This is a genomic window from Bacillus coahuilensis m4-4 (genome assembly GCF_000171615.1).
GTDB classification, from domain to species: Bacteria; Bacillota; Bacilli; order Bacillales; family Bacillaceae_K; genus Bacillus_T; species Bacillus_T coahuilensis.
The window spans coordinates 75,038-88,955 of sequence record NZ_ABFU01000028.3; the positions used below are offsets into that span (position 1 = coordinate 75,038).

The following is a 13,918-nucleotide window of genomic DNA, read 5'->3' on the forward strand; positions in this document are numbered from 1 at the left end:
GAATGAGTTTGAGCTATTTTATTTTTTAAGACTTCCTAGTTGAATAGAAGGAAAGGTCACATTTTTTTCCTTAGGGATCTTTTTAGGAGTAGAGGTTACATAGTAATAAAGAACCCCCAATAAAAAATCCTCCACCTATAATATTTCCAATAGTAACTGGAACGATATTATGAACAAATCCGGCAATCGTAATTCCACCTGGATGGGGAACTGCCAATGAAATAAAGAACAAGACAAAGTTAGCTATACTATGCTCATAACCCGACAAAAAGAATGTAAAGACTAGTAAAAACATAGAGAATATTTTTGCCATATCTTCTTTCATTTGCATAGGAATAAAGATTGATAAGCATACAATCCAGTTGCATAGAATGGCACGAAAAAATAGTTCAGATGTGCCAGTATGCATTTTCTTTTCAACTACTTCAAAAAGTAAATGGTTCATTGGAATCGATGCTAATAGGCCGGTTCCAACAATTAAACCTGTAAATAATATAGCACCTAAGACGTTTCCAGAATAGCAAAATAGCCAGTTCTTTACTAAGTCCTTGTAGGATGTCTTCCTATCTAATGTACTCATCGTGAAATACATCGTGTTACCTGTGAAAAGCTCAGCCTCTCCGTATATGATCAGTATTAATGCTATGCCAAAAAATATTGCGCTCATTAAGTAAGTGGCAGGAGAGTTGGCCACATGGAAAAATTCACCGAGCTTAAAACAAAGAATAATGGCAAATCCAATATAAACCCCTGCTAACGCAGCACGTATCATATATTGGGTCACTGAAGTTTCAAGAATTTTTTTTCTTTTTAACAGCTAGTTCTATACATTTTGTCACAGCTTCCATCATCAACACTTCTTCCTTTATATTATGTGAAAATAATCACATACTGTATAATAAAAAAATACTCCAAATCGGAGTACTCTTCAATATCTTTTTCAGCTTTTAACGAAATCGACATGTTTGAAAAAAAGAAAGCGTTTTACAGAAAAAAGTATATTGACAATAATATTAATCTCCCTTACTTAAGCTTTGTCTATGAGAGAACACATAAAATTTCATAAAGAAGAAACTTGCTAATGACGATAATCCCATGCTAAGGAATTTACTCAAGTTATGGATCATCCAATTAGGTAAGATAGTATAGTAAAGTAACTCAACACTCAGAATAAAGACAACATTGCTGATTATTAGACTAACCAGTGCTTGTGTTGTAAATGAAATCATTTGTTTCCATTCTCTTTGTCTATTCGCATTATATTTAAACGTTAATCTGGAATTCCAATAGTAACTATTACAGACGGCAAGGATATATGCGATGGTATTATACGTCACTAACCAAGCATTATCGGTAGAAGGGAATAAAATAAGCAACAGGTTAAATGTCCCTAAATCAATCCCAGCATTTATTACAGCAATCATCGTAAACGAAAAAAATTGCTTTATGCTTCTGTATCTTTGTTTAATGTCCATACAATCCCTCATTATCTTGACTTTCCATCTAACTCTACCTAAATGAATAGTAAGAATCAAGAATGAACGAAATTCACAAAGTATTTTATTAAGGGATTTTCTCTACTCAGAGTGCTGCATGCAATCCTAACTCTTTAAATGGACTATCTTTACCCCATAGTACTATGTGAGCATGTTCAACTAAATTAAAATAAATACCCCTCATTACTATGAGAGGTACAGACTTTTTATTATTTTTCTTTCCCTTTTAGGAAATAAAAACAGTGATAATAGGGTAGACAATACCGCCCCACCAAACGATATTATCCATATTGCAGACTTTCCTATTTCTTCATACTGATTCACTAACATGTTGAAAGAAATGAAAAGAACTAGTGCGAAAATAAATAAAATAATACTAAATCTCTTCAAAGACATACACCTCATATCAAATGATATTGATTATTTTATCATATTTATTATGATGAAAGGTGAGCTGTAAAAGATTATAAATAAAATTTAGACAGTTGAACTTGAATGGTATAGGATATAAAAAGAATGAAAAAGAAGATAAGGCAGTGAATGATGTGAGAACAAAAAAAATACAGAAGAAGTCAGTCAGATTAACGACTGTACAGTGGATTGTACTATTCTATTTAAGTGCAGTTTTAATTTCTACTCTATTATTATATATTCCCTTGTTTCATCAAGAAGGTGTTCAATTGAGTTTCATTGATGCTTTATTTACAGCTGTAAGTGCCATTAGTGTAACGGGGCTTACAGTAGTATCTACAGCAGATACATTTAATCAAGTGGGTTATTTTGTTTTGGCTTTTATTCTTCAATTTGGTGGCATAGGAATTATGACACTAGGAACGTTTGTATGGTTATTAATGGGGAAGAAAATAGGCCTAAAAGATCGTAAACTAATCATGACCGATCAAAATAGAAGTGTGTTTTCTGGACTTGTATTTCTTATGAAAAGAATATTAACTATCATTATGACCATTGAGCTTTTAGGTGCCTTAATTTTGGGTGTCTATTTTCTGCGTTATTTTCCTACTTGGCAAGAAGCATTTATACAAGGCTTTTTTGCATCTGTCAGCGCGACGACTAATGCGGGATTTGATATTACAGGTAACTCTCTCATTCCTTTTCAACAAGATTATTTTGTATTATTTATAAATATGGTTCTTCTAATTTTAGGAGCGATTGGATTTCCTGTATTAATTGAAGTAATCGATTATCTTAAAAGAAAGGATGGAGAGGGGAATTTCCGCTTTAGCTTATTCACAAAACTAACATCTACCACCTTCTTTTTACTCGTTATGGTAGGAACGATACTATTATTATTATTTGAAATGAATTCTTTATTTCATCAAAAATCATGGCATGAGTCATTATTTATTTCCTTGTTTCATTCCGTATCTGCAAGAAATGGGGGACTTGCCACACTCGATATGAATCAATTTAACTCCCCTTCATTATTAGTAATTAGTTTTCTTATGTTTATAGGGGCATCACCAAGTAGTGTTGGTGGAGGAATTAGAACCACTACTTTTGCAATCGTTATACTTAGCATAGTATTTTATGCAAAAGGGAAAGATAGTATTAAAATATTTGGAAGAGAAATTCATCCAGAGGATATACAAAAGTCAAATATTGTCCTATCTACAGCCATTTTATTATGTAGTAGCTCTGTCATTCTATTAATTGCTATTGAGCCTCAATTTAGCTTGATTCAAATTTTGTTTGAAGTCACATCAGCTTTTGGAACAACAGGATTGTCACTAGGTATTACTTCAGGGTTAAGCTTAGGTGGAAAACTGGTTATTATCGTATTAATGTTTATTGGTCGAATAGGGATATTTTCGTTTTTATTTATTCTTAGAGGAAATAGACCGAAGGAGAATTTTCATTATCCACATGAGAGAGTTATAATAGGTTGAAAAATGGACATATTTCTATGTCCATTTTTTCATTATCATACATCCAATCCATATGATTATTATTCATTGTGAAAGAGGAAAGCATCTATTGAATGTCAGAAGAATGCGATATTTGAGTTAAAGAATAGACTTGCTAAATAGAACATTGTGTACACATAATTTCAACAAATTTTCAATAAAAGAGTGATCAGATAATGCTGATTACCCATTTTACGGGGACATCTTGGCTTTTAACCGAATTGCCTATTAAGCTCTTAAAAAGAGAACCATAAACTTCTAGATAACTATATATTCAATAATTAATAGAAATAAATTCGAAACAAAGAATCGATGAGCAAAGGATCATACTTCTAATAAGAAATAGAAGATAAAACACAGAAAAAATTCAATAAACTATTGACATGTTAAAGGAATGAGATTATGATGATATTGAAAATCATTCTCATGTAAAAACATGTGACAATTTCATAATAGAGTTCCCCCTCATATTGTGAAGAGAGAATGGTTCATTACTACCCTTATCGTATAGCTCAAAAATAACAGGGCCAATTTGGCCCTGTTATTTTTATTTGGCTCTATTTAAGAATAATGTTGATTATTGTTGAGTAGCAACTGTTCATTAGAGCAAAATGGGGAAGACTCCTTAATAGTTCAGGGCACTTTCTAAGGGGGTAAGTGCAATGGTCGGTGGAAATCGAAGTCATTTTGCGAAAATCAGCCTGCGTTGTTTAACAAATCCCTTTATTTTTATTATGTATTATATGTATCTCGGAAGAGAGTATAAGAAAAGAGAATGATTAGTTATGAACGATATATGAACGATATTGAATCTTTTAGAATGTTTTTGATAGAAATTGATTGATTTTTGAAAACGGTACCATTATACTTACAAATAAGAAGTACTTCTCTTGGAGGTCATTATGTTAACTGAAGAACGCCAAAAAATTATTGTTGAAGCGGTGAATCAAAAAAATATGGTCAAGCTTCAAGACTTAATGGACCTGACTGGTGCATCAGAATCAACCATTCGTAGAGATTTAACCCAATTAGAACAAAGCAGATATTTAAAAAGAGTGCATGGTGGTGCAGCAAAGCTTCAAAACAAACTTGAAGAAATGACTGTTTCAGAAAAAACGGAACAAAAACGCTCATGAAAAAAAGATCATCGCTAAATATGCTGCCAACCTCGTACAACAGCGGGATTGTATATTTTTAGATGCAGGAACTACTACGAACCTTATGATTCCATATCTTAAAGAAAAGGAAATTGTGGTGGTGACGAATGGCTTAATGCATTTGAATGATCTATTAAGATTTGGAATTAAAACGTATGTAGTAGGGGGACTAGTGAAAGAATCAACAGGTGCTATCATCGGTAGCAATGCTATTACGTCATTAAAACAATATCGATTTGATAAATGCTTTATGGGAACAAATGGGGTTCATATGGAATTTGGTTTTACAACACCTGACCCAGAGGAAGCTAAAATAAAAAAAGAAGCAATGGCTCTTTCACGTGAATGTTATATTTTGGCTGATTCTACTAAATTAGGGGAAATCTCATTTTCTGCGATTGGACAATTAGATGAAGCAACGATTATTTCTAATGAAACGAACGAAGAACAATTAGAGAATCTTAGAGAGAAGACAATTTTAAAGGTGGTGTCATCATGATTTATACAGTCACTTTGAATCCATCAATTGATTACATTATGGAAGTTGAGAAAGCAAACTTAGGTCAATTAAATCGTGCAACTAACACGTATATGCTTCCTGGTGGGAAAGGGATTAATGTATCTCGAGTATTAAAATCTTTAAAAATGGAATCAACGGCTACAGGGTTTATTGGAGGTTTTACGGGGGATTTTGTATCGAATTCTTTATTTAACGAAAATATTCAAAGGGAATTTATTGAGGTAGATGGACAAACTCGCATTAACGTGAAAATTAGTTCATCACATGAATCCGAAATAAATGCAAAAGGGCCGGTAGTGACAAATGAACAGCAAGAGTCACTGAAAACAGTAATTAAAGGGCTTTCAAGTGAAGATTTAGTAGTGTTAGCAGGAAGTATACCTAGCTCAATATCCCAAAATATCTATAAAGAGATAGCTGAGATCTGTAACGATAGAAATATACCCTTTGTTGTAGACGCAGAAAGAAATTTATTACTTAAAGCGCTACCGTATAAACCCTTATTAATAAAGCCAAATCAGCATGAATTAGAAGAGATATTTTCTGTTCAAATCTCTTCTCACGAGGATGCTCTTCTTTATGCAAAGATGCTTGTTGAAATGGGAGCTAAATACGTTCTAGTATCTATGGGAGCAAAGGGTGCCGTTATGGCATCAAAAGAAGAACAGTATAAGGGTTCAGTCCCTTCTGGGAAAGTAGTCAGTACTGTAGGTTCTGGAGATTCAACGGTAGCAGGCTTTATTGCAGGTATGATAACAACAAAAAATTTAGAGGATGCATTTCGCTTAGGTCTTGCATGTGGGACTGCTTCAGCCTTCACTGAAGGACTGGCTGGATATAAAGAGATTGTCGCAATTCAAGAAAAAATAATGATTACAAAAATGTAAGAGGAGGGATTCACCATGAAAATCACTGAATTATTGAAACAAGATACTATTTTATTAGATGTAAAGTCCACTACTAAAACAGATGTGATTCATGAGTTGGTAGATGTTTTAGAAAAAGGGAAGTATGTGAATGACTCAAAAGCATTTACAAAGGCTATCTTTGATCGTGAAGAACAGAGTACAACAGGGATAGGTGAGGGGGTTGCTATTCCACATGCAAAAACAAGTGCTGTAATCACACCAACCATCGTCTTTGGAAGATCTGTTCAAGGTGTAGACTATGAATCTCTTGACGGACAACCTGCTCATTTATTTTTTATGATTGCAGCAACAGATGGCGCAAACTCATTACATCTTGACGCTTTAAGTCGATTATCTACTATTCTTATGAACGAAGAAGCCAGACAAGCATTACGAAATGCTTCAACAAAAGAAGAGGTTATAAAGGTTATAGATTCATATGAAGAGGCAAAAGCGAAAGAAGAAAATGAGACCATATCATCATCTGCTACTAGCAATAAAAGGTAAAATTCTGGCCGTTACTGCTTGTCCTACTGGTATTGCTCACACTTACATGGCTGCTGATTCCCTTAAAAATAAAGCAAAAGATCTTGGAATCGATTTTAAAGTTGAAACCAATGGTTCTGGTGGAGCCAAGAACATTCTTACGCAGGAAGAAATTGAAAGCGCTACAGCCATTATTGTTGCCGCTGATACAAAAGTTGAAATGGAACGATTTGCAGGGAAACATGTGATTCAAGTTCCCGTTTCTGATGGTATTAAAAAACCAGCGGAATTGATTGAAAGAGCAATGAAACAAGATGCTCCTGTTTATCAAGGTAGCCAATCAGGACACTTCGAAAGTTCTTCAGAAGGTGAAAATAAGGCTGGACTGGGAATTTACAAACACTTGATGAGTGGGGTTTCCAATATGCTTCCATTTGTCGTAGGTGGAGGAATCTTGATTGCTTTATCCTTTATGTTTGGAATTCAAGCATTCGACCCTGAGCATGAAACATATAATCAATTTGCTGATATTTTAATGACAATAGGTGGCGGTAATGCCTTTACATTAATTGTCCCTGTATTAGCCGGATTCATTGCTATGAGCATTGCAGATCGTCCTGGTTTTGCTCCTGGTATGGTTGGTGGATTAATGGCAGCCAATGGAAATGCAGGCTTCTTAGGAGGAATTATTGCAGGTTTCTTGGCAGGGTATATCGTTGTTGGTTTAAAATATTTATTAAACCGACTTCCGCAAACATTAGAAGGTATTAAGCCTGTATTACTGTATCCATTGCTTGGAATTTTTGCGACTGGACTTATTATGTATTATCTTGTTGGGCCATTAAGTGATGTGAATTTAGGGATTCAAGATTGGCTTTCTGGATTAGGTACTGGTAATTTAGTCGTACTAGGTTTAATTTTAGGTGGGATGATGGCAGTTGATATGGGTGGTCCTATCAATAAAGCTGCCTATACTTTTGGAATTGCTATGATTGAAGGTGGTAACATTGGACCACACGCTGCTATTATGGCTGGTGGAATGGTACCTCCACTTGGAATTGCTTTAGCTACTACATTATTTAGAAGTAAATTTACTGATTCTGAGAGAAAGGCTGGGATAACCAATTATATTATGGGAGCCTCTTTTATTACTGAAGGTGCTATTCCATTTGCAGCCGCTGATCCACTACGAGTAATTCCTTCTGCTATTGCTGGCTCAGCAGTTGCAGGGGCATTGAGTATGGTGTTTGGTATCGGACTTCCAGCTCCCCACGGCGGACTGTTTGTCTTCCCAATCGTTGAAGGTAACCCCTTCTTATATTTACTAGCGATTGCAATTGGGACAGTTGTATCAGCTCTACTCATTGGCTTCTTAAAGAAACCAGTACTAAAGTAAACTAACAAAAAAGCGATCCTTTGTGGGTCGCTTTTTAATTTGTTGTTAACATCTTTTGCATATACGCTTCATCATAATAGATATCATTAATTTTCATTGCATTTTTTTCTATTCCAATTTGTTTAAATCCAGCTCGTTGATATAAACATATAGCTTTTTGATTATTGGCTTCTACGGTAAGGAGCAGTTGTTCAATATTTTTTGTTTTGGCTACCTTCATTAATTTTTGTAGTAAATGATAGCCTATTGATCTTCCTCGCTGAGTGGGAGACACATATACTGCATATATTTCTGCTTTATGTTTTAATTTCGATTGTTCATGTATCACCATGGTCGCAACGCCAACTAGTTGGTCATCCTGAAAGGCTCCTACGGTAAAGGCAGAATCTTTCATTAAGTTATTCTTTACTCTCTGAATACGATCCTTACGATTTACATATTCTTCATAGTCCGTTGCAAAAGCCGTGGGTGAGTCTTGAAGTGCTTCTAATCGAAGTTTGTCATAGAGTGTGGCATGAGAATCATTAAGAAGGAGTATTTTATCCATTATTCCCCAACCTTTTTCTCTATCATAGTCAATACTTCTGTATAATACAATAAAAAAATCAAATAGTAAGAAGAGAAAGGGGGAATAAATATGACGAAACGTAATAGAAAAACAAAATCGGGACTACAAACAGCTAAAGCATTAGAGACAGAATTCTCATCTGAATTAACACAAAAAGAAAATCAGACCAAAGAAAAAACTAGACCATCCACAAACTAATACATAATTTTATTATGTAAACTAATTGCGCYRTAGCGAGGCTGACTCAAAAGGTCGTTAAAAGACGATTTTTTTTGAGGCAGCTCTTTTTTATTATTATTTTAGAATTTTCACATCTGTTCATTTTGATTAGGTTGATTCTCGCTGCAGGTGCGAGACTCCCGAGGGAAATAGCGGAAAAGGTGAGACCCCACAGGGCTTGCCCGAGGACTCTGAATAGGCTTCCTCGAGTTTTCACCGCACATATGAAATGCGCAGCATTTTATGAGGAGGCTCACCTCCGCCCCGGAGAATGGAGTACCTTTCGCGGAAATCAACTGGGCTTATTACAAAGATGATCTTTTGTTGAAAATAAGAAGAGGGTGTTCCCAATAGTTTATACTTTTGGGACCCCCTCTATTTTTAATGGCTCTGTTAAAGGGTAGTGTTGAAATTTGCAAATTCTAGCTGTCAATATGAGCAGAATGACGAAGAGTGCTAAAGTGCAAGAGAACTTAGGACTATTTTCTTAAAATCTCACTCCACGATGGAAATGCGTAGGATTTTCAAGGAGGTTCCACAAGCCTCAAATGCAAAGTCATTTTCCGTTTAGCGTTTATTAACAGAGACTTTTTTAAAAATATATAAAAGTGGTAATTTTCTGGTATAATAATAAAAATTTAAACAAAAAAGGGGAATGGGTCAATGAAAACAACGTTACATACCATACACGATTTTAAAGAAACTGCATATGACTGGTTAGTAAAAGAAGAATCTATTAACAATTTATTATTAGGACTGATTCATAGAATCATAGATGAAAACAGATATCCTGATGTAGTATGTTTAACAGTAAAGTCCGAAGAATCTTTGAAGGCTGCTGCTATTATGACACCGCCTCACAATTTAGTGGTAGGCATAAGAAGTGATGAAGAGGATCTTGATAAAATAGGAGAGTCTTTGTTCAATTTTTTGATAGAACAAAATATCGAATTTCCAGGAATCATTGGAGTAAAACAGTCTACCGTTCAGCTTGCTGAAATCTGGACGAATAAAACGGGAGATACATTTAAAATAGGTATGGACCAAGGGATTTATGAGTGTAGAGAAGTGGTAAACCGCAAGTTTAGTGAAGGGTATGTAGCTGTGGCTGGTGAAAAATATATAAACCTTCTTTCCGATTGGATGATCGCTTTTTGTAAAGAGTCAAGAATACCAATGGTAACAAAGGAAGAAGCGGTTACTAGAATGAGAGATTCGGTGCAGTCCAAATCTATGTATGTTTGGTTTGTAGAGGGTAAGCCCGTGTCAATGGCAATGAGGGGGAGGAAATCGAAGAACGGAGAAACAGTGTCCCTAGTCTATACACCGGTAGAATTTCGAAAGAACGGCTATGGATCCTCTGTTGTAGCAGAAGTTAGTAAGCGAATATTAGCAGAACGAGAGTTGTGTAACTTATATACTGATATTACAAATCCAACTTCTAATAAAATTTATCAGGAGATAGGATACAATTTTTTGTGTAAATCCATCATGTTAGAAAAGGATAAAGTTTCTTCTTGACATTCTTTTCATGAAAGGTTTATTATGTGAGTAACAAATTGAATGGCAAGCGATGAAGAAGAAGAGTAACTTATACAAATTCTTAAGAGAGCTAATGGTTGGTGAGAATTAGTGCTGATGTATAAGTGAATGGGCTTCTGAGCACCAAACCGAACGTTTTTACTAGTAGGCTTTGGCGATATGTCTCATCGTTACAAGAGACAGATATTAACGGAAAAAATTCCCTGATATCTTAGAGTGAGGTTTTTAAAACTTCTGAAAAAAGGTGGCACCACGGTCCCTCGTCCTTTGTTGACGGGGGATTTTTGTGTTTTGTAATTTAGTTTAATATTCCAAATCTATGATCAAGAGTAGTAAGCTTATTTGATACTTTACAGAGAATTAGGTAGTGGTGAGAGCCTAATAGGATAGAATAAGTTGAATGGACTTGAGAGAGGCTTTTTGAACGTTAGGAGTAGGAAAGCCCGGGTTTCCACCGTTATCAGGATAGAATATCGGAAATGCTCCTGTATTCGAAAAGAGAGAGTGACACGTCACTCTAATCAGAGGTGGTACCGCGGATTATACAATTCGTCCTCCAGAAACATGTATGACATGTTTTTGGGGGTACTTTTTATTTAAAAAACCTGGGAGGAAATAGTATGAAAAGTGCTGTTCATTATCGAATGAAAGAGTTAAAAGGAGATGTCTATACTCCAATATCGATCTTTAGTTCATTAAAAGGTACTAAAAAGTTTTTGTTAGAAAGTTCTCTAAAGCATAGTGATCAAGGGAGATACTCTTTTATCGGTGTAAATCCATATGAAGAATTTAAAGGGTCTGGAGGGATGATTGAAATGATGAAAGGAGACACCATAACACACTCATCGGGAAGTTTGATTAAAGGGTTACAGAAGCATCTGCAAAATCAAGAATTTCCTGATATTCCGTTTCCTTTTAAAGGGGGAGCCATTGGATATGTAGGATATGATGTGATACGACAAATTGAAAAATAGGTGTGATTCCAGAAGATTCCTTGCATTTGCCAGACGTTCATTTTATGTTATACGACACCTTTATTTATTTTTGATCATCTAAAAGATCTTGTCACCATACTAGTTATAGATCCTTATAGAGAAAAATCACTGGACGACTTAGAGAACGAACTTAGTGATCTAGTAAATCAGATTTCAGAGCATTCATTAACTAACCATCATCATAATATTCCCAATCTTCAGTTTTCACTATTAGAAAGTAAGGAGAATTTTATCAAAAATGTTGAAATAGCCCAAAAACATATTGTAAAAGGAGATATTTTTCAAATGGTACTAAGTCAACGCGCAGTTGCGGAAATGACGGCTAAACCATTTGATTATTATCGGTCTTTAAGGAGTGCCAATCCATCTCCATATATGTTCTATATCGACTTTAATGACTATATCCTTTTAGGGGCATCGCCCGAGAGTCTATTAAAAGTTCAAGGTAAAACTGTAGTCTCCAATCCGATAGCAGGCACTAGACCTAGATCTGACCAAAATGATTTGGATCACCTACTAGAAATGGAATTAATGGCAGATCAAAAAAGAACTGGCTGAGCACAAGATGTTAGTGGATCTAGCTAGAAATGATGTAGGGAAAATTTGTCATTCTGTTCGAGTAGATAAATACATGCAGGTTGAAAGGTATGAGCACGTCATGCATCTTGTTTCAGAGGTCAAGGGGGATTTAAGAGAGGGTTTTCGGGTTTTGATGCTTTAGAGGCATGTCTACCTGCAGGAACCGTTTCAGGTGCTCCAAAAATTAGGGCCATGCAAATAATCAATGATTTAGAACGTTTAAAAGAGGTCCTTATAGTGGGGCTGTTGGATATATAAGCGGAAACGGTGAAATGGATCTGGCCCTCTCTATTAGGATGATACTGGTGAAAAATGATAGAGCGTATATACAAGCAGGGGCAGGGATTGTTTTTGATTCTGTCCCGGAAAAGGAATACGAAGAAACGTTGCACAAAATGAAATCCTTAATGGAGGTAGGAAAATGATTGTTCTACTAGATAATTACGATTCTTTCACCTATAACATCTATCAATATTTACTTGAGCTTGAACAAGAGGTTATGGTCATTCGAAATGATGAGAAAATAGCAAGTGAAATTGAAGAGTTGAGTCCTTCTGCTATTGTGATTTCTCCTGGACCAGGAAATCCAGAAGATGCTGGTGTAAGCAAAGAGGTTATTGAACATTTTACAGGCAAATGTCCTATTCTAGGAATCTGCTTAGGGCATCAATGTATCGGTGAGGTTTTCGGAGCGAGAATAACAGGGGCAAAACAAATTAAACATGGCAAAACATCCATGATTAAACACAGTGGAAATGGCTTGTTTGACTATTTATCTTCTCCATTAGAAGTGATGAGGTATCACTCCCTGGTGGTTGATGGTGATTCAGTGGGGTCACCACTAAGAATCATAGCTACAAGTATGGAAGATGGGGAGATTATGGCAATCCAGCACGAATACGAAAAGATATACGGAATCCAATTTCATCCAGAAAGTATAGGCACAACTGCTGGTAAAAAAATTCTAGAAAACTTTGTGAATCAAATGAAGAAGGAGGCTATAACGTCATGAAATCATTTTTACAGAAAGTAGTGAATAAAGAAAACCTTACATTTGAAGAAATGCAGGAGGTTTCAGAAGGGTTACTAATGAAGGATGTAGCACCGGAACTAAAAGCTGGATTGCTAACAGCTCTAAAGGTGAAAGGTGAGACTACAGAAGAAATGGCTGCACTGGTATCGACATTAAAAAATGCTGCAGTACCTTTCCCACATATTCAAGATGCCATGGATATATGTGGTACCGGAGGAGATGGGAGTCAGAGCTTTAACATTAGTACAACAAGTGCATTTGTACTAGCAGCAGCTGGAATTAAAATAGCCAAGCACGGAAATCGAAGTGTATCTAGTAAAACGGGGAGTTCAGATTTGCTTTTTGCACTTGGTGTACCCATGGAAATGTCACCAGCGGAACATGTGAATATGCTTGATGAATGTGGGATTACTTTTTTATTTGCCCCCCATGTTCATCCAAAATTAAAAAATATTATGTCAATAAGAAAAGAGCTGTCTATTCCGACAATCTTTAATCATATAGGTCCTTTAGCAAACCCTATTCATCTTTCCAGTCAACTTATTGGTGTTTATCATAAGGACTTGCTCCCTGTCTTTGCAAATGTTGTGAAACGGTTGGGTCGAACCATGTCATGATTCTACATGGAGCTGGAGGGATGGATGAAGCTAGTTTGATTGGACGAAATGAATATATGTTGATTAGAGATGGAGAAGTGAAAACAGGATGTTTTACACCAGATGAAATTGGTTTGCCGACGTATACGGCAGAAGATATACGAGGTGGTGAAGTAAACAAAAATGTAGACATTACTCTTGAGGTATTAAAAGGTAAAGAAGGACCGTACCTTGATACAGTATTGCTCAACGTTGCCTGCAGTTTATTTGCATCTCAGCGAGTAAAATCGATTGCGGAAGGCGTTCATATTGGCCGAGAGGTTATAAAAAGCGGAAAAGCGTTGGAAAAGTTAAAACAAGTACAATCATTTGAAATTCCATTGCAAAAAGGTGTCGTACTATGAACTTACTCCATCAAATTATCGAAACCAAAAAGAAAGAAATAGAAGCTATTCCTATAGTAAAAACAGACAGAGGGGTATAAACAAATTTCTACCT

Annotated in this window: 8 protein-coding genes, 4 pseudogenes and 2 other annotated features; of the genes and pseudogenes, 9 read left to right on the top strand and 3 right to left on the bottom strand. The window is 35.6% G+C overall.

Features of this window, described 5'->3' with window-relative positions:
• Window positions 1-82: 82 nt before the first annotated feature.
• The gene (locus M44_RS21005) at window positions 83-772 is read right to left on the bottom strand and encodes a formate/nitrite transporter family protein (protein ID WP_010172129.1); all 690 of its coding nucleotides are present in this window, start codon (window positions 770-772) and stop codon (window positions 83-85) included.
• Between the two features lie 241 nt (window positions 773-1,013).
• Window positions 1,014-1,475 carry a GtrA family protein gene (locus M44_RS06590; RefSeq protein WP_010172131.1) on the bottom strand — a complete coding sequence of 154 codons (462 nt, stop codon included), beginning with the start codon at window positions 1,473-1,475 and terminating at the stop codon, window positions 1,014-1,016.
• 557 nt (window positions 1,476-2,032) lie between these two features.
• Here M44_RS06590 and M44_RS06595 point away from each other — a divergent pair.
• From M44_RS06595 to M44_RS21015, 4 genes and pseudogenes are all read left to right on the top strand, one after another.
• A complete protein-coding gene (locus M44_RS06595; RefSeq protein ID WP_155814923.1) occupies window positions 2,033-3,403 on the top strand; it encodes a TrkH family potassium uptake protein in 1,371 nt (456 codons plus the stop codon).
• Window positions 3,404-4,323: 920 nt separating this feature from the next.
• Window positions 4,324-5,077, top strand: a pseudogene (locus tag M44_RS21010) (DeoR/GlpR family DNA-binding transcription regulator).
• Window positions 5,074-5,985 (top strand): 1-phosphofructokinase, encoded by a 912-nt coding sequence (gene pfkB, locus M44_RS06610; protein WP_010172140.1) that lies wholly within the window; start codon window positions 5,074-5,076, stop codon window positions 5,983-5,985. Before M44_RS21010 ends, pfkB begins: the two are co-directional and overlap by 4 nt.
• 15 nt (window positions 5,986-6,000) lie before the next feature.
• A pseudogene (locus M44_RS21015) lies at window positions 6,001-7,888 on the top strand (PTS fructose transporter subunit IIABC).
• Window positions 7,889-7,922: 34 nt separating this feature from the next.
• On the opposite strand, the gene M44_RS06620 reads toward M44_RS21015, so the two are convergent.
• The gene (locus tag M44_RS06620) at window positions 7,923-8,435 is read right to left on the bottom strand and encodes a GNAT family N-acetyltransferase (RefSeq protein WP_010172141.1); all 513 of its coding nucleotides are present in this window, start codon (window positions 8,433-8,435) and stop codon (window positions 7,923-7,925) included.
• Window positions 8,436-8,525: 90 nt separating this feature from the next.
• Here M44_RS06620 and M44_RS28760 point away from each other — a divergent pair, with 90 nt between their 5' ends.
• The 5 genes and pseudogenes from M44_RS28760 to trpD form a co-directional block, all read left to right on the top strand.
• Window positions 8,526-8,654 (top strand): hypothetical protein, encoded by a 129-nt coding sequence (locus M44_RS28760; RefSeq protein WP_010172143.1) that lies wholly within the window; start codon window positions 8,526-8,528, stop codon window positions 8,652-8,654.
• Window positions 8,655-9,338: 684 nt separating this feature from the next.
• Window positions 9,339-10,196, top strand: coding sequence for a GNAT family N-acetyltransferase (locus M44_RS06630; protein WP_010172145.1), 858 nt, complete (start codon window positions 9,339-9,341; stop codon window positions 10,194-10,196).
• Between the two features lie 43 nt (window positions 10,197-10,239).
• Window positions 10,240-10,488: a binding site (T-box leader), on the top strand.
• Between the two features lie 39 nt (window positions 10,489-10,527).
• Window positions 10,528-10,777: a binding site (T-box leader), on the top strand.
• Window positions 10,778-10,837: 60 nt separating this feature from the next.
• Window positions 10,838-12,216, top strand: a pseudogene (gene trpE / locus M44_RS21020) (anthranilate synthase component I).
• Window positions 12,213-12,803 carry an anthranilate synthase component II gene (locus tag M44_RS06650; RefSeq protein WP_010172157.1) on the top strand — a complete coding sequence of 197 codons (591 nt, stop codon included), beginning with the start codon at window positions 12,213-12,215 and terminating at the stop codon, window positions 12,801-12,803. The pseudogene trpE and the gene M44_RS06650 overlap by 4 nt, the downstream one beginning before the upstream one ends.
• A 50-nt stretch (window positions 12,804-12,853) precedes the next feature.
• Window positions 12,854-13,704: pseudogene (gene trpD, locus M44_RS21025) on the top strand (anthranilate phosphoribosyltransferase); the annotation flags it as partial.
• Window positions 13,705-13,918 lie beyond the last annotated feature (214 nt).